This window comes from Amycolatopsis nalaikhensis, from assembly GCF_030264295.1.
In the GTDB taxonomy this organism is placed as follows: Bacteria; Actinomycetota; Actinomycetes; order Mycobacteriales; family Pseudonocardiaceae; genus Amycolatopsis; species Amycolatopsis nalaikhensis.
The window spans coordinates 6,883,401-6,899,897 of record NZ_CP127173.1 but is presented as its reverse complement, the minus strand read 5'-3'; the positions used below and the strand labels follow the sequence as shown (position 1 = coordinate 6,899,897).

Below are 16,497 nucleotides of genomic sequence, written 5' to 3'. Positions count from 1 at the left end.
TTCGACCTCCCGATCGTGCTGTCAGGCCGGCGCCCGCAGGCGCCCGCCTTCCGCTTCCCAGCGCTGCCGGGCCGACGCCATCCCGTCGGCCCCGAGCAGCGCCTCGGGGCGCTCGACGTTGCCCACCTCCGAGGCCGTCCTCAGCACCCGCCCGGCGGTCCCGGGTTCGGTTCCGGGCGGCACGGTCAGCAGGGTGAGCCGCCGCTGGCCGCCGGTCCCGATCACCGTCAGGGTGCCGGGGTGCTGCGAGCGGAACCCTTCCAGGCGCACCACCCGGCCTCCGACGATCAGCCGGCGACCAGGCGACTCCCAAGCCGTGAGGTTGAAGGTGACCCGCTCGGCAGTCCCCAGCCGACCGGCCAGGGCGGCGAGCAGGTCCGGCAGCTCGGCGGCCAGGTCTGCCGTCCGCGGCCACCAGGCGCCGTCCACGAAGCCGGCGGGAGAACCGGCCGGCTTCACCGACACCCGCGACGTGCGACGCTCCGAGTCCGTCTTGGCGAGAGTTTCGTTTCCCATGACGACCTCCGCGGATCTTCTCGGGAATCTCTTCAAGCGTCCGCAGCAGCCGAATCGCCAGCTCGCGGGCTTCTTCCGCACTCAGCGGCGAATTGTCCTTCACCACGTCCTCCACGAGCTTCACGCGCTGCTCGTAACGGGACACGTAGACCGGTTCCACGTCCATCTCGAACCTTCTCCCGACGACCGATGCCGTGCTCCTTCGATGATCGAACGGGCCCGGTCCACCGGGAAAGGGCGCAAAGCACTCATCCCGGTGGACCAACGTCCCGAAGCGCCCGGTAGCTACACCGAAGCCGGAACCGCCGGCGTTTCCCGCCGGGGCGCGGCCGGAGCCGGGGTGAACGCCGCGTCCGGCCGGGCCGGAACCACCGCGGTGGCCGACGCGGCTTCGCGGGCGAGGAAAGTCCCGAGCTCACCGATGGTGCTCATCAGCGGCGCGGGGAACACGACCGTGGTGTTCTTGTCCACGCCGATCTCCACCAGGCTCTGCAGGTTCCGCAGCTGCAACGCCAGCGGGTGCGCCATCATCGTGTCCGACGCGTCACCCAAGGCCGCGGCAGCCTGCGACTCACCCTCCGCGTTGATGATCTTGGCTCGCTTCTCCCGCTCGGCCTCCGCCTGCTTCGCCATCGCCCGCTTCATCGACTCCGGCAGCTGGATGTCCTTCAGCTCCACCAACGTGACCTCCACGCCCCACTCGGTCGTCGTGACGTCGAGGATCTGGCGGATGTCGGAGTTGATCGCATCCGTCTCGGACAGCGTCTCGTCGAGTGTGTGCTGCCCCACGACCTTCCGCAGCGTGGTCTGCGCGATCTGGTCGATCGCCGCGTGGACGTTCTCGATCGCCACGACCGACTTGGTCGCGTCGACCACGCGGAAGTACGCCACCGCGGACACGTCGACGCTCACGTTGTCCCGCGTGATGATGCCTTGGGACTGGATCGGCATCGTCACGATCCGCAGCGACACCTGCCGCAGGACGTCGACGACCGGGATGATGAACCGCAACCCCGGCTCGCGCACCCCGATGACCCGGCCCAGCCGGAACAACACACCCTTCTCGTACTGCTTCACGATCCTGATCGACATGCCCAGCAGGAGCAGGACGACCACGGCGACCGCGGCGATGATCCAGCCATTCATGGTGAGTCTCCCGTCGTAGGTGGAACCCGGGCGACCTCCGTGCGACATTCCCAGGTCGCCGGAGTCCAGGCGGACGGCCGTCGTCCGTGAGCCAAGCCAAGCCCGCCGACGTGGTCGCGGCCACGGCCGGAAGTCACCGTGGCCCGGGACCTCGGCCACCGGCATCCGTCCGGCGCGGGCCGAAAGTCCTTCTCCGGCGGGACGGACGACTCTGGCCCCGCTCGGGCAGCCACTCGGACACTCTCGTCATGCAGATCCACGAGATCCGGCTGCACAACCGGAACGAGCAGCCCACCGCCGTCGTGGAAGCGACCTTGCCGGTCGCGCAGATCGGGCCTTGGCTCGGCCGGCACTACGGCACCATCGCCGAAGTCCTGGCCGCCCACGGCTGGGCACCGACCGGCCCCCCGTTCGCGCGCTACCACCCGGAAGCCGAGGGCCGGTTCCGCGTCGAAGCGGGGTTTCCGGTCGCCACCGCCATCGAACCCGTCGACGACGTCCACCCGTCGACGCTCCCGGGCGGTCCGGTCGCCGAGACCGTCCACATCGGACCATACGACGCGATGGAGTCCGCCTACGGCGCGCTCGCTTCGTGGGTGCACGAGCACGACGGCGAACTCGCCGGGGACGCCTGGGAGATCTACTTGACCTCCCCTGCGGAGCAACCCGATCCGGGTACCTGGCGAACCGAGGTCGTGCAGCCGTACCGGATCCACTGAACCGTCGTTTCGGAGCAGGCCCCTATACTCGCACCTGATCGCCGCGTTGCCCCAGTCCCCGGCGACGTCGCCGTCAGCTCGTCGCTGATCCTTGTTTCCTGCCTGGCCGGGCTATCCGAAGGGGCCACGTGGTGCGAGTCGGAATCCTCGATCTTCTCGGTTCACCGGTCCGGCGCCCGGTGGACCTCGCCTACCAGCTGCTGATCACCAAGCAGTACGCCAGTATCACGCCGCAGGCGGTCTCGGTGTGGTGCCGCCGGAACGGGCACGAGACGTTCTACGCCACCTACTACGGCCTCGGTCGGCCGCACCGCCTGCTGCCCACCGACCTGGACGTGGTCTTCATCTCCTGCTACACGCAGGTCAGCCACCTCGCCTACGCGCTGGCGAAGCTCTACCGCCGGGCCGGCGTCCGCACGGTGATCGGCGGCCCGCACGCCAAGGCCTTCCCGGTCGACTGCCTGCGCTTCTTCGACCTGGTCGTGCAGGAGTGCAACCCGGAACTGGTCGCCGACATCCTGGCCGGCCAGTTCGACCCGGGCACCATCATCTCGGCCGACCGCCCGTTCGACGACGTACCGGCCGTCGAGGAACGGATGCCCGAAATCCGGGCGTCGGCCTTCTTCTGGAAACGCAAGCCACTGCTGCTGTCCGCCGTCCCCATGCTCGCCAGCATGGGCTGCCCCTACCGATGCGACTTCTGCATCGACTGGAACAGCACCTACCGCCCACTGCCGACCGACCGCCTCCAGGCCGACCTGCGATACCTGGCCCGGCACCTGCCGAACCGGCTCATCGTGTTCCACGACCCCAACTTCGCCGTGAAGTTCGACCAGGTCTTCGAAACGCTGGAGGACCAACCTCCCGGCCAACGCCCGCCCTACATCATCGAAAGCTCGCTCACGGTCCTGCGCGGAGACCGGCCACGGCGGCTGAAGGAAACGAACTGCGCCATGGTCGCGCCGGGCGTCGAGTCGTGGACCGACTACTCGAACAAAGCCGGGGTCGGCCGGACCGGCGGGACCGCGAAGGTCGACCGCGTCGCCGCGCACTTCGCCCAACTCGCCGAGAATGTGCCATACCTGCAGGCGAACTTCATGTTCGGGCTCGACACCGACCAGGGCGACGACCCGGTCGAGCTGACCAAACGGTTCATGGACCTGGCCCCGTTCGCTTTCCCGACGATCAACATCCCGGTGCCGTTCGGCGGCACGCCGCTGCACGCCGAACTCACCGCGGCCGGCCGGATCCTCACCACCATGCCGTTCACGTTCTACTACGCGCCCTACCTGGTGACCACCATCAAGCACTACGACCCGATCACCTACTACGAAAAGCTCATCGAGCTCTACTCGCACGCCGCGTCCCCGGCGATGCTGCGCCGACGGCTGCGGAGCACGTCCCACCGCCTCGTCGGATACGTCCACCGGGCGCGCACCGCGGGTTTCCGCGCCGACGTCGCGAGTTTCCGCCGCATCCTGGAAATGCTGCGCTCGGATCCGGGATTCCTCGCCTTCCACGAAGGCCGCACCACAGTCCTGCCGGATTTCTACCGCCACCTCGGCGATCGCATGCTGGGCCGCTACGCCGAACTGCTCACCCCGGCCGACCGGACACCCGACCTCTCACCGGCCGGCACTCCACCCCATTCCGGCCTCGACAAGCAGCAGTAGCGGCGGATCGCGGTTCCTTCGCTCCCTATGCCGCGGACCTGGGACCTCCCGGGAGCGGTAAGTCCCGAGGAGCAAGGGGATCCCGGTCGAGGACCTTAGACCCTTCTGGGTGAACGCCGGGCCCGGCATGGTGGTGCCGTGAACCTCCGACGTCGCCCCGCCTTCCGGCGCCTGCTCACCGTCGCCGGGCCGGCCGCAAACCTGGGAGTGCTCCTGGCCGGCTGTGCGCCGGCTGCGAACACCGTCGCCGGCACCGCCCTCCAACCCGGCTTCTGGCTCGGCCTCTGACACAGCTTCATCTGCCCGATCACGTTCCTCGTCTCGCTGTTCAACGACCACGTCGGCGTCTACGAGGTGTACAACAACGGGCACTGGTACGACTTCGGCTTCGTGTTCGGCATCCTGCTCGCCGCCAGCGTCTTCCACGGCCCGCGGTACGCGCGCCGCCGTCCCTCGGGCCGCGGGAAGTAACAGCTCCGGCACCCGTGCCCGAGCCGGGCGCGCTTCGTGGACGGTGTCCGCGAGCAGCGTCAAGCCACCCGGACCGTTCTGGCCGCGTCGACTCACCGAAGTCCTTCCCCGAAGGGTCCATCGGCCGCATCGGCGCCACCACCTGCGCGGCACGCTCCTCGTATACGTCGGCCTTTCCGACACCGGAGGCGAAGGCCATGACCGACTCGGACCCCTATCCCCGCACCGACCCCGATGGCGCGCTCCGACTCCGCCCAGCGACCCACCGGAACCAGGTGTGCAGGGAAGCAACCGGCGGTGGACCCGGATCTGGCAGGTCCGGCCGGCCTGCACGATCGTGCACATCATCTGCGGAACGTTCGCGGTCGTGCTGCTCGCCCGGATCGTGCTGGTCATGGGCGACGCGAATCCCGCCAACGGGATCGCGGCGTTCGTCCGCGGCTGGTCGGGAGCGGTGTCCCTGGGGTTCGAAGATCTGTTCACGCCGGCCTCGGCCGGAGCGCGGACTCTCCTCAACGATGGCCTCGCGGCGCTCGCCTGGGTCGGGTTGAGCGCGCTGGTCACCACGCTCATCCGGCGGCTCGCGCTCCCTGCTCGTGACCAGGACGCTTGAGGCCGCTTGCTCCCCGCCGCGGCGAAATGATCCAGTCCTCGCTCTCCGGACCGTGTGCATGCCGGACATGTCCGCTGTCGGCCGGTCCGGTCATGGCCGGTGGGCGCAGCACGTGTCCGCCTTGTCCTCCACACCATCGCGACGGCAGACGAAGGGAACGCCGTGAGCAGACTCAGGTTCGACATATGTCCAGTGCTCCCCGGAGATCGACAGCTCGGTGATGACCATGTCGGGGTGGTTCTGTTCGCGTTGCCGCAACGCTTCCCGTTCGGTGCCGGCTTCGGTCACCGCCCGGACGCCGGCGTAGTCCTGCAGCAGCTGCCGGACCGCGTACCTGAGCACGGGCTGGTCGTCCACCACGAGCGTCGTGGCGCAGTGCACAGTTCCCCTCGGTGTGTTGTCCGGTGCTCGGGCCTCTGCGATCGTCCCGCTTCCGGTACCGGGTGAGGACCGTCAACCGGATGATACGGCCGTTCTCCCGCGGAGCCGGCGCCGGACGGTCTCCCCTCACCCGGGGGTGCAGGTGGCCACCGCGGCCCGCACCTCGTCCAAGTGGTGCCACAGCACGGGCGCCGACCTGGCGGCCAGTGCCTTCACCTCGGGCGACCACCCGTTGCGGGTTTCCCGCTCACCCTGTGCGAGTCCCCGCAGGTGCGCGGCGACCTGGTCCCGCAGCCAGGCGGTGTCGAAGTCCCCGCCCGACCGGGCCGACAGGTCGGCGATCTGCCTGAGCTGGCCGGGATCGGGCACGGAGTACAGCGTGACGGCGGCCTGCGCCGAGACGGCGACCAGGTCGGCGTCCAGCTCCGTGTGGTGCGCGGCGAACCGGGGACCGAGCTTCCCGTACCCGGGCGCAGCTGCCCCGGTCCCCCAGGTTGCCGGTGACGATTTCGAACAGGTTGTCCTGGTGCGTCCGGTTCAGGTACTCGCGATCCTGCTGGGACACGTCTGAGCGGACCGGCGGCGGTGCGGCGCCCGCGGCCGGCACGACCGGCAGCAGGACGCCGAGCACCGCGGCGACGACGGATGCGGACCGGATGTTCATGGTGATCTCCCTGGGTTCGGGTCGGGGGCGGCGGGACGATCGTCGGCGATCGATCGCGGCGCGGGCAATCCGTGGCCCGAGCCGCGACGTCCCATTCGGGACTCAGCAATCGCCTTGTCGCGGACGGCAGTGCTCGATCGCGTCGAGCAGGATCGTGCTCGCCGCTTCGATCACGTCGTGGGTCACGTTCAGGGGCGGCAGGAGCCGGACGACGCAGTCGTCGCGGCCACCGAGCTCAAGGATGAGCCCGGCCCGCAACGCGTGTGCCTGCACCGCGCGGGCGTACCCGGAAGCCGGGCGGCCGTCCTGCGGGGAGGCGAGTTCGATCCCCCACATCAGGCCGAGGCCGCGCACCTCCCGGACCCACGTCCGGTCGCGCAGCGCCGAGAGCGCCCGGCCGAGCTGCTCGCCGCGCCGCCGGACGTTGCCGAGAACGTCGTCGCGCAGCATGATCCGCACGGTCTCCGCGCCGGCGGCGAAGGCCGCTTGGTTGCCCCGGAACGTGCCCGTGTGCGCGCCCGGCGCCCAGACGTCCAGGCGACGGTCGTAGAGGATGACCGCCACGGGCAGGCCCATCCCGCTCAACGCCTTCGAGGCGACCACGACGTCGGGCTCGATGTCGTACTGCTCGAACGCGAACCAGGTTCCGGTGCGGCCGCACCCGGTCTGCACCTCGTCGAGCACGAGCGGGATGTCGAGCTTCCCGGGTCAGCGCGCGAACCCGGCGGGCGAACTCGCGGCGGGCCGGGATCACCCCGCCTTCGCCCTGCACCAGTTCCATGACCACGGCGGCGGGCCGCGGCACGCCACCGAGCGGGTCGCGCAGCGCGTTTTCGAGCAGACCGACGCAGTTGATGTCGCAGCTGTCGGGGGTCAGCCCGAGCGGGCACCGTGAACAGGACGAGTACGGGAAGAAGTGCACACCGGGCACGCCGTGGGCGATCGGCTGCTTCTGCGCGACGAGGCCGGTCAGCGCCATCGCCGCGTGGCTAGCCCCGTGGAAACCGCCCTGGAAGGACACGACGTCCCCGCGTCCGGTCGCGGTCTTGCAGAGCTTGAGCGCGGCGTCCACCGCGTTCGCGCCGCCGGGGCCGCAGAAGTGCAGTTTCATCCGTGACCTCAGGGCTGGCGGGAGCATCGCCAGCTGAGCGTCGACGAACGCGCGCTTCGCCGGGGTCGGGAAGTCCAGGCCGTGGGTGAGCAGCCGGTGCTGGTCGTTCGCCGCGCGGACCACTTCGGGGTGGTTGTGGCCCAGCGCGAGCACCCCGGCGCCGGACAGGAAGTCGATGAAGACGTTCCCGTCGACGTCCCGAACGTAGCTGCCGGTCCCTTCGGCGAGGGCGATGGGCAGGTTCCGCGGGTAGACCCGGGCGTTGGACTCCCAGCGCCGCTGGTGCGCCAGGAAGCCGCCGACCGCGGACCGGGCAGGTCACCGGTGACGTGCGGCTGTGTGATGGTGGTCCGGGCGCCGGTCATGACCACCTCCCGGGTGCGACCGGTTCACCGGCGATCTCCGTGGCCGGGTTGCCCCGCCAGCGCGACCCCGGCGCCGTGACGGAGCCCTTCATCAGGAACGCATCGGCGTCGACGACGGCCGCCTCGCCGATCGTGACGCCGTAGTGGACGAACGCTCCGACGCCGATCGTGCTCCCGGCGCCGACAGTGGTGCGGTCCGACTTGAACGTGCCGTCCTCGAGCGAATGGCACTGGATCACGCTGCCCACGTTGAGGGTGACGTCGTCGCCCAGGGTGACCAGCGACTTCTCCGGCATCGCGCACCCGTCGTCGAAGACGCGGCGGCCGACGCGCACACCCAGCAGCCGCCACAGCAGGCCCTTGAAGGGCGTGCCGTTGAACAGCGCGAGGTAGCGGCCGGGGCTCAGCTTCCAGAACCGTTCGTGCCGCCAGAAAACGGGGTCGTAGATCGAGCAGAACCGGGGCCGCAGCGGCCGGAAGCCCTGCGCCGTGCGTTCGGCCAGCACCAGGAAGAGGACGGAGAACAACAGCGCGGCCGCGATGCCCCCGGCGGTGGCGAACACCCCGAACCGCGGGTGCAGCCCGCCCGCGAGTACCCCGATGCCGACGACCCCGGTCAGGTTCAGCCACTGCACGAGCACGTACCAGGCGATCGTGACCGTGTTGTGTCGCAGCTTGGCCGCCGGCCCGCGGCGCCGGGCCGCCCCGGTCCACAGGTGGTCGAAGCCCCGGTCCCGCCGGACCGAGCGGGGGATCTCGAACGCCGGCGAGCCGAGCAGGCCGACGTCCTCCCGGACCGGACCGTCGAGCGGGACCAGCACCTTGGTCGCCAGCAGGCAGTTCCGGCCGACGCGGGCCCCCGGCGGGTACGCGATGTCGTTGCCCAGGAACGCTTCCGGCGCGACGGCGGTCCGGCGGAGCCGGAAGGACGAACCCGAGTAGTCCGCGTTGAGCAGCGAAAGCCCGTCCGAGACCATGGTCCCGGTGCCGACCGTGCTCAGGAACGGCGTCTCGTGCTTGACCTCGACCCCGAAGTTCGACCCGGTCTGCCGGACCGAGGACAGGTCGTACCCCAGCCCGCGCAGGTAGTGCACGATGTAACTGCTGTCCCCGAACAGGTAGGTGAACGTGCGGACGTTCGTCAGCCGCGCGATCCACCCCTGGACGGCGTGGTGGAAACCGTAGAGCGGGTCGAAGCGCTGCGGGTGGACCACGCCAACCACTTCCTCGGACTGCGACTCAACGACTGGACCTCGCTGCTGGTCTTCCTCGCCGCGCTGGCCGTGTTGCTATGGCACCGCCGGCAACGCCCCTCGAACGATGTCGCTGACGCTCCTGATGCAGCCGACCATCCGGGTAGACCACAACGGGACCGGACGTAACAACGTTTGGCTCGCAGGCCGCGATGACCACAGGCGAATGACTCGTGACGCGTCGAGCGTCTGCGCTACATCAGCCTCGTGCTCTACGACGCCCAGCGCGGCGTCCTGCTCGATCCGGAAGACCCGCGGGTGCAACGCGAAGCCGAACGCGCAGGCATCCAGCGGGACCGGATCGAGGCCGCGCGCCGGTGACCGATCTACGCGCTCATCAACACCTACCGGGTGGCGCTGCCGCTGCACCCGAAATACCGCACCATGCCGATGGTCTGGTGTATCCCGCCACTGTCGCCCGTCGTGGACATCGTGCGCGACACCGGCCACAAGTTGACTCGCTGATTGACTGGTTCTGCTCGGCCGGTCCTTCGCAGTGAAGGACGTCGAACTGCTGGTTTTACGGCATCGAGTCGCCATGCTGCGCCGGACCTCTCCCGCCCGCGGCTGAACTGGACCGACCGCGCGGTGCTCACCGCGCTCTCAAACCCCACGCCGGTACGTCGTCAATCAGTCCTCGGCGGCCGATCAACGAACATGAACCCGCGGCGGATCAACTCGCTGTTCAGTAGACATATGGCCGACTTTTGACACCCGCAGTCGACGGCCCGCGCCGCGACCGGAGATAACGAGAGCCGTGTGATGTATCGGACTCTGGGGTCTGCCCAGGGTTCGGTTAACACCTCACCTGTGAGGCTCCGGCCTCGCCTGGAAGGATGTCACCGTGCCCAAGCCCTACCCCCGCGAGTTCCGCGACGACGTGATCGCCGTCGCCCGCCGCGGCGAAGCCCCGTTGAAGCAGGTCGCGAAGGACTTCGGAATCTCCGAGTCGTGCCTGGCCAACTGGCTGCGCGCCGCCGACGTCGAGGACGGCACCCGGCCCGGCGTGACTCGCGATGAGTCCACCGAGCTACGGGAACTGCGCAAACGCAACCGCCTGCTGGAGCAGGAGAACGAGGTCCTGCGCAAAGCGGCGGCCTACCTGGCCCAAGGCAATCTGCCGGGAAAATAGTCTTCCCGCTCGTCCGTGAACTGGCCGCGGCCGGCGCCCCGATCAGGGTGTCGGTCGCGGTGACGTGCAGGGTGCTGGGCATCTCCCGGCAGGCCTACTACCAATGGTGTGCAGCGCCGGTCTCGCAGCGGGACTACGACGACGCGCACCTGATCAACGCCGCGCTCGAGATCCACGCCGACGATCCGGCCGACGGGTACCGGTTCATCGCCGACGAACTCGCCCGCCGGGGCTTCACCGCCTCGGAGAACCGGGTGTGGCGGATTTGCTCCATGCAGCAGATCTTCTCTTCGCACGCCAAGAAGAAAGGCCGTTCCCACAAGGCGGGGCCACCGGTGCACGACGACCTGGTCCGCCGGGACTTCACCGCCACCGCACCGAATACCAAGTGGCTCACCGACATCACCGAACATTCCACCGGTGAGGGCAAGCTGTATTTGTGTGCGGTCAAAGACTGCTACTCCAACAAGATCGTCGGATACTCCATCGACTCGCACATGCGGGCCTCACTCGCCGTCAGCGCGCTGCGCAACGCGATCGCCCTGCGTGACCCGGCCGGAACCGTCGTCCACTCCGACCGCGGCGCCCAATTCCGGTCGGCAGCCTACCGGCGTCTGCTGCGCAGCCACAGGCTGACCGGGTCGATGGGGCGGGTCGGGGCCTGTGGTGACAACGCCGCGATGGAATCATTCTTCTCGTTGCTGCAAAAGAACGTTCTCGATACCCGGCGATGGCGGACCCGGGAAGAACTCCGGTTGGCGATCGTGTCCTGGATCGAGACGAAGTACCACCGCAAACGCCGCCAACGCGCCCTGGGCAAGCTCACCCCGGTCGAGTTTGAGACCATCTACACGACCGCAGCAGCGGCCTGAGAAGTAGTCAGCTCCGGTGTCAACCGAACCCTGGGCAGACCCATCCATATCCGGCTCGGCGTTCAAGACAGCGACGGCCACGCCACGCCGGAGCTTGACCGACCAAGACACAGACGTGTGGCCGCGGCGCTGCGCGACTCAGGGAAGATCATCATCTACGACAGCACCGGATGGCGACTGGAGAAGATTGATTCGAGCTGAGCTACGATCACTCCAGCGTCAAGATCGCGTTCCGCGATCCGTGGGGTAATACTGTGTCCGAGGGGGGACTTGAACCCCCACGCCCGTTAAGGGCACTAGCACCTCAAGCTAGCGCGTCTGCCATTCCGCCACTCGGACCTGCTGAAGAAAGAGTATACGGCGATCCTTCGCCCTCGTTCAGGGGGGTCCGGATCTCGCCGTTCCCGCCCTCTGGCAAGATCGGGAAGTTTTGCCTGCTCTGCATCGATTCAGCTGCCTGGGCCTGGGCGAACATCCTCAGGGGCTCCTGGTAACGGTCCACGGGTCCAGCATCTGCGCGCCCACCGCCTTGGCTTCGGCCTTGCTGTCGAGGTGCAAGACCTTGTAGTTCCCGTGCAGCGTCGACGTGTGGCCGTCGTCGCGCCGGTGCGGGCGGATCACGTGCCGAACGTCGATACGCGCCGTACGCGCCCTCGAACGCCCTCCTCAGGCTCGCCTCGTCGTCAAGGTTCGCCGCGACGAGCTCGGCGCCGCGCGCGGCGAAGGCGCTGACCTTCTTCTCCGACGTCGAGTTCCCGGCCCCGTGCACGCCGTTTACAAGCCCGTCCGCGCTCCCTAAGCTTCGCCGGTCGGGCCGCGGGACGGGAGGTTTCGGATGGCGCGCGCCGGCCGTCGGCGGGACGATGAGATCTCGGTCGCCGAGCTTCTCCGGGCTACCGGGGCGACTCCGCGGTCGCTCGCCGGGACCCCTGGAGCCACTCCCCCTCGCGAGGAAGACACCGGCGACGGCTACCGCGAACGCCTCGAGCAGCGCGCTCGCGATGCCGCCGCGGCTCAGCAGCGTGCCGGGCGGCGGATTCGGTGGATTTCCGGCATCTGTGGCGGGGTCGTGGTAGTCGGCAGCGTCGTCGTCATCGCCGTCACGTCCGACAGCTCGCCGCGACGTCAGGCCGCCCCCGCTCCTCTCGCCCCCGCGACGTCCTCGCGGCCGACGAGCGTCAAACCGGCGAGTCCGACGCCGATTCCCACCGTGCTGCGGCAGACGTCGTCCCAGGCCGCGCCGCCTCCTGTCGAAACCGCGAAATGCCTCGTGCGGTTCAGCGTGACCGATCAGTGGACCGATGGCTTCACCGCGGGCGTCTCGGTCACCAACAACGGCAGCGAGACGCTCTCGCCGTGGACGCTCACCTGGACCTTCGCCGCCGGGCAGCGCGTCACCCACAGCTGGAACGGCGACTTCAGCCAGCGCGGTGGACGCGTCACGATCGACGCCGTTTCCTACAACGCCACGCTCGCGCCGGGCGCCACCGTCGACATCGGCTTCAACGGCGCCTTCGACCACGGGAACCCGCCGCCCACCGGCTTTGCCCTCAACGGCGCCCGCTGCGACGCCGGTTAGCCGAGCACTTCGCGCATGAAGTCCACCAGCCAGTGCTGCGCCGGGCTGCGGGCGTGCGTGTGTCGCGTGTAGACCGATACCTGCGCCGGCTCGACGTCCATCGGCAGCTCGAACAGCCGCACCCGGTGCTGGGCCGCGAACATCTCCGCCACCAGCCTCGGCACCATCGCCACCAGCTCGCCGTCCTGGACCAGGTACGGCAGGGCCGCGAAGCGCGTCACCTCCAGGACCACCTGGTCCAGGAGCCCGTGCGCCTCCAGTGCTCGCCGCGGGCCGTCGTGGCCTGTGGGGCCGAACACCGTCACGTGCCTCTCCGCCGCCAACTCCGCGAAGTCCACCGAATCGCCCAGGCGCGGGTGGTCCCGCGCCACCATGCCCAGGTAGCCCTCCGAAAACAGCGGGACCCGGGCGACGCGCTGGGAGCTGATCAGCGGGGACGCGATGAACGCGTCGATCTCGCCGCGGCCGAGCTGGTCCGCCGCGCGCTCGACGTCCAGCGGGCGGACCGTCAGCGTCACCCCCGGCGCCGCCGCGGGCAGCGCCGCCATCAGGCGCGGCAGCAGCGAGATCTCGCCCAGGTCCGACAAGCACAGCGTGAACGCCGCGCGTGACGTCGACGGCGAGAACGACCACGCGCCGCTCACCGCCGTCTCGATGCCCGACAGCGCGCTGTGCAACGGCTCGTACAGCGCTCGGGCCGTCGTCGTCGGCACCAGGCCGCCGCCCGTGCGGCGGAACAGCTCGTCGGAGAACCGGCGCCGCAGCTTCTGCAGGCTGTAGCTGATCGTCGGCTGCGTGACGTGCAGGGACTCCGCCGTCGCCGTCACGCTGCGGGTCTCGTAGAGCAGCACGAACGTCCGCACCAGGTTGAGGTCGAAGTCGCGCATCATCGATCTCCTCTATGAACCACCGAGACAACATTTATTGGAACACAGGCGCTGGGCTCCTTAGGGTTCGGTCCAACCCGCCCGAGGAGGACCCGCGCATGCCCACCGCCCGCCGGCTCGCCCACGAGTTCCTGGACCGCCGTGGCCTGACCACGATCTTCGGCAACCCCGGTTCGAACGAGCTGCCCTTCCTCGCCGAGCTTCCCGGCGCACTTCCGGTACGTCCTGGGCCTGCACGAGGGCGCCGTCGTCGGGATGGCCGACGGCTACGCGCAGGCCACCGGCCGCCCGGTGCTGGTCAACCTGCACGCCGCCGCCGGTTCGGGCAACGCCATGGGCGCCCTGACCAACGCCGTCTACTCGCGCTCTCCCCTGGTGCTGACCGCCGGGCAGCAGGTGCGCTCGGCGATCGGGCTGGAGGCGATGCTCGCCAACGTCGAGGCCACGCAGCTGATGCGCCCGCTCGTGGCCTGGTCGGGCGAGCCGAGCTGCGCCGAGGACGTCCCGCGCTCGCTCGCCCAGGCCGTGTTCGAGGCCGAGCTGCACCGGCGCCCGAGCTACCTCTCGGTGCCCTACGACGACTGGGCCGCCGAACTCGACGCGAACGCCGCCGCGACGCTCGAGCGGACCGTCCGAAGAGGACTCACGCCGTCCGAAGCCCAGCTGGACGACCTCGTCAAGACGGTCGAGGCCGCGAAGAACCCCGCGCTGGTGCTCGGCGGCGACGTCGACGCCACCGGCTTGTTCGACCGCGCCGTCGCTCTCGCCGAGCACCTCGACCTGCCGACCTGGGTGGCGCCGTCGCCGCACCGGCTGCCCTTCCCCAACCGGCACCCGCTGTTCCGCGGCGTGCTGCCCGCGGGCATCGCGCCGATCTCGGCCGCGCTCACCGGGCACGACCTCGTGCTCGTGCTCGGCGCGCCGGTGTTCCGCTACCACCAGCACGTGCCCGGCGCCTACCTGCCCGAGGGCACCCGGCTGATCCAGGTGACCGACGACTTCGGCGCCGCGGCCCGCGCGCCGATGGGCGAGGCGCTGGTCGCCGACCCCGCCCCGGTCATCGAGGCGCTGCTGAAGCAGCTCCCAGCCCGCGCGACCCAGCACGACTACGTCGGGAACCCGGCACCCAAGACCGGCGAAAAGGCACTGCACCCCGAGCAGGTCTTCGCCGCGCTGCGCGACACCCAGGCCGCCGACACCCGTTACGTCGTCGAGTCGACGTCGACGAACTCGGCGTGGTGGCGGCAGATGGACCTGCGCCGCGAAGGCTCGTACTTCTTCCCCGCCGCCGGTGGGCTCGGGTTCGGCCTGCCCGCCGCGGTCGGCGTCGCCATGGGCAGCCCGGACCGCCCGGTCGTCGGCGTCATCGGCGACGGCTCGGCCAACTACGGCATCACGGCGTTGTGGACCGCCGCGCACTACCGCGTCCCGGTCACGTTCGTGATCCTGCGCAACGGCGTCTACGGCGCCCTGCGGTGGTTCGGCGAGCTGCTCGGCACGCCGGACGTGCCCGGCACCGAGATCCCCGGCCTCGACTTCACCTCGATCGCCGAGGGCTACGGCGTGCCCGCCACGACCGTCACCGGCGAAGCCGACCTGCGTGACCAGCTCAAGACGACCCCGGACGGCCCGCGGCTGATCCAGGTCGACACCGAACCGACCACACCGGAGTGAGCATGACCTTGCTGGACAACGAGTTCCTCGGCGGAACCGGCGGGACCCACGCGGTCGTCGAACCCGCCACCGGGGAAACCCTGGGCCGCGTCGGGATCGCGACGCCGGAGGACGTCGCGAAGGCCGCCGAGACCGCCGCGAAGGCCCAGCGCGACTGGGCGCGGCGCAAGCCCGCCGAGCGTGCCGCGGTGCTGCGCCGCGCCGGTGAGCTGTGGGAGGCGCACGCCGCCGAGGTCCAGGACTGGATCGTCCGCGAAGCCGGTTCGACGCGGCCGAAAGCCGGGATCGAGACGGAGATGGCGGCCGGGATCTGCTTCGAAGCCGCGGCCCTGCCGACCCACCCCCTCGGCGAGGTCCTGAGCACCGGCGAGCCGCGCTGGTCGCTGGCCCGGCGCACGCCGTGCGGGGTGGTTTCGGTGATCTCGCCGTTCAACTTCCCGCTGATCCTGGCGATCCGCTCGGTCGCGCCCGCGCTGGCGCTCGGCAACGCCGTGCTGCTCAAGCCCGACCTGCGGACCGCGGTGTCCGGCGGCGTGAGCATCCTGCGGGTCTTCGAGGAGGCCGGGCTGCCCGAGGGCCTGCTGCACCTGCTGCCCGGCGACGCCGCCGTGGGCGCCGCGGTCGTCGACGCGCCCGAGGTGTCCGTGGTGTCGTTCACCGGCTCCACCGCGGCCGGGCGGAAGGTCGGCGAAGCCGCCGCGCGCTCGCTCAAGCGCGTCCACCTGGAGCTGGGCGGGAACAACGCGCTCGTCGTGCTGCCGGGCGCCGACGTCGCCGAGGCGGCCTCCGCCGGCGCGTTCGGTTCGTTCCTGCACCAGGGCCAGATCTGCATGACCACCGGCCGCCACCTCGTGCACGAGTCCCAAGTGGACGAATACGTCGAAGCCCTCGCCGAGAAGGCGCGACGGCTGCCCGTGGGGAACCCGGCCGAGGGCGACGTCGCGCTCGGCCCGATCATCGACGACCGCCAGCTCGCGCACGTCACCGACGTCGTCGACCGCAGCGTCGCGGCGGGCGCGCGGGTGCTGGCGGGCGGCAAGCCCGACGCGCCGTTCTACCCGCCGACCGTCCTCTTCGGACTCGGCGACGACACCCCGGCGTGGCGCGAGGAGATCTTCGGCCCGGTCGCGCCGGTGCGGGCCTACCGCGACCTCGACGAGGCCGCGCGGCTGGTCAACGACTCCGAGTACGGCCTCTCGGTCGGCATCCTCGGCGACGTCGGCACCGCGATGAAGCTGGCCGACGAGGTCCGCTCGGGGAAAGTGCACATCAACGAGCAGACCGTCGGCGACGAGCCCACCGCCCCGTTCGGCGGTGTCGGCGACTCCGGCAACGGCTCCCGCTTCGGCGGGGCCAAGGCCAACATCGAGGCCTTCACCGAAACCCAGTGGCTGACCGTCCGCGCGGACATCGCGGGCTACCCGTTCTGACAAGGAGCACG

Annotated in this window: 14 protein-coding genes, 1 tRNA gene and 4 pseudogenes; 8 read left to right on the top strand and 11 right to left on the bottom strand. The window is 70.0% G+C overall.

The annotated features are described in order from the left end of the window. Positions 1-21: 21 nt before the first annotated feature. The 3 genes and pseudogenes from QP939_RS33820 to QP939_RS33810 all read right to left on the bottom strand — a co-directional run bounded on the left by QP939_RS33820 (position 22) and on the right by QP939_RS33810 (position 1,662). The gene (locus tag QP939_RS33820; protein WP_285459905.1) at positions 22-516 is read right to left on the bottom strand and encodes a DUF5994 family protein; all 495 of its coding nucleotides are present in this window, start codon (positions 514-516) and stop codon (positions 22-24) included. Between the two features lie 22 nt (positions 517-538). After that, positions 539-682: pseudogene (locus QP939_RS33815) on the bottom strand (DUF6307 family protein); the annotation flags it as partial. A 119-nt stretch (positions 683-801) separates the two neighbouring features. After that, positions 802-1,662, bottom strand: coding sequence for a slipin family protein (locus QP939_RS33810; protein ID WP_285450318.1), 861 nt, complete (start codon positions 1,660-1,662; stop codon positions 802-804). Positions 1,663-1,910: 248 nt separating this feature from the next. On the opposite strand from QP939_RS33810, the gene QP939_RS33805 reads away from it, so the two are divergent. The 3 genes from QP939_RS33805 (at position 1,911) to QP939_RS33795 (ending at position 5,138) form a co-directional block, all read left to right on the top strand. After that, positions 1,911-2,381, top strand: a complete 471-nt coding sequence (locus QP939_RS33805; protein WP_285450317.1) for a GyrI-like domain-containing protein — start codon at positions 1,911-1,913, stop codon at positions 2,379-2,381. Positions 2,382-2,512: 131 nt separating this feature from the next. Next, complete coding sequence (locus tag QP939_RS33800) at positions 2,513-4,054, top strand: B12-binding domain-containing radical SAM protein (protein ID WP_285450316.1); 1,542 nt, start codon at positions 2,513-2,515, stop codon at positions 4,052-4,054. Between the two features lie 748 nt (positions 4,055-4,802). Next, a complete protein-coding gene (locus QP939_RS33795; protein WP_285450315.1) occupies positions 4,803-5,138 on the top strand; it encodes a hypothetical protein in 336 nt (111 codons plus the stop codon). A gap of 90 nt (positions 5,139-5,228) precedes the next feature. On the opposite strand, the gene QP939_RS33790 is transcribed toward QP939_RS33795, so the two are convergent. The 5 genes and pseudogenes from QP939_RS33790 to QP939_RS33770 all read right to left on the bottom strand — a co-directional run bounded on the left by QP939_RS33790 (position 5,229) and on the right by QP939_RS33770 (position 8,873). Further along, complete coding sequence (locus QP939_RS33790) at positions 5,229-5,495, bottom strand: helix-turn-helix domain-containing protein (RefSeq protein ID WP_285450314.1); 267 nt, start codon at positions 5,493-5,495, stop codon at positions 5,229-5,231. Positions 5,496-5,645: 150 nt separating this feature from the next. After that, positions 5,646-5,966: pseudogene (locus QP939_RS33785) on the bottom strand (DUF4142 domain-containing protein); the annotation flags it as partial. A 319-nt stretch (positions 5,967-6,285) separates the two neighbouring features. Continuing rightward, positions 6,286-6,867 carry an aminotransferase class III-fold pyridoxal phosphate-dependent enzyme gene (locus QP939_RS33780; RefSeq protein WP_285450313.1) on the bottom strand — a complete coding sequence of 194 codons (582 nt, stop codon included), beginning with the start codon at positions 6,865-6,867 and terminating at the stop codon, positions 6,286-6,288. Positions 6,868-6,943: 76 nt separating this feature from the next. After that, a pseudogene (locus QP939_RS33775) lies at positions 6,944-7,528 on the bottom strand (aminotransferase class III-fold pyridoxal phosphate-dependent enzyme); the annotation flags it as partial. A gap of 127 nt (positions 7,529-7,655) precedes the next feature. Beyond that, positions 7,656-8,873, bottom strand: a complete 1,218-nt coding sequence (locus QP939_RS33770) for a hypothetical protein (RefSeq protein WP_285450312.1) — start codon at positions 8,871-8,873, stop codon at positions 7,656-7,658. A 219-nt stretch (positions 8,874-9,092) separates the two neighbouring features. Between QP939_RS33770 and narY the strand changes: the two are divergent. Together narY and QP939_RS33760 are read left to right on the top strand one after the other, a co-directional pair. Next, positions 9,093-9,362, top strand: a pseudogene (gene narY / locus QP939_RS33765) (nitrate reductase subunit beta); the annotation flags it as partial. Positions 9,363-9,756: 394 nt separating this feature from the next. Further along, positions 9,757-10,916 (top strand): IS3 family transposase gene (locus tag QP939_RS33760; protein WP_434219586.1). Its coding sequence is split into 2 segments (ribosomal slippage): positions 9,757-10,035 and positions 10,038-10,916, totalling 1,158 coding nucleotides; the frame shifts between segments, so codons are not numbered across the junction. Positions 10,917-11,171: 255 nt separating this feature from the next. Here QP939_RS33760 and QP939_RS33755 read toward each other — a convergent pair. After that, positions 11,172-11,255 (bottom strand) — tRNA-Leu (locus QP939_RS33755). A gap of 138 nt (positions 11,256-11,393) precedes the next feature. Further along, positions 11,394-11,537: a hypothetical protein gene (locus tag QP939_RS33750; RefSeq protein WP_285450311.1), complete on the bottom strand. Its 144-nt coding sequence runs from the start codon at positions 11,535-11,537 to the stop codon at positions 11,394-11,396. Positions 11,538-11,751: 214 nt separating this feature from the next. Between QP939_RS33750 and QP939_RS33745 the strand changes: the two genes are divergently transcribed. Then, the gene (locus QP939_RS33745; RefSeq protein WP_285450310.1) at positions 11,752-12,495 is read left to right on the top strand and encodes a cellulose-binding domain-containing protein; all 744 of its coding nucleotides are present in this window, start codon (positions 11,752-11,754) and stop codon (positions 12,493-12,495) included. Here QP939_RS33745 and QP939_RS33740 read toward each other — a convergent pair. Beyond that, positions 12,492-13,382, bottom strand: coding sequence for a LysR family transcriptional regulator (locus QP939_RS33740; protein ID WP_285450309.1), 891 nt, complete (start codon positions 13,380-13,382; stop codon positions 12,492-12,494). The two genes, QP939_RS33745 and QP939_RS33740, sit on opposite strands and share 4 nt — an antisense overlap. A 225-nt stretch (positions 13,383-13,607) precedes the next feature. Between QP939_RS33740 and mdlC the strand changes: the two genes are divergently transcribed. Next, the gene (gene mdlC, locus QP939_RS33735; protein ID WP_352252786.1) at positions 13,608-15,056 is read left to right on the top strand and encodes a benzoylformate decarboxylase; all 1,449 of its coding nucleotides are present in this window, start codon (positions 13,608-13,610) and stop codon (positions 15,054-15,056) included. 2 nt (positions 15,057-15,058) lie between these two features. After that, positions 15,059-16,486: a benzaldehyde dehydrogenase gene (locus tag QP939_RS33730; RefSeq protein WP_285450308.1), complete on the top strand. Its 1,428-nt coding sequence runs from the start codon at positions 15,059-15,061 to the stop codon at positions 16,484-16,486. The last annotated feature ends 11 nt before the right edge of the window (positions 16,487-16,497 follow it).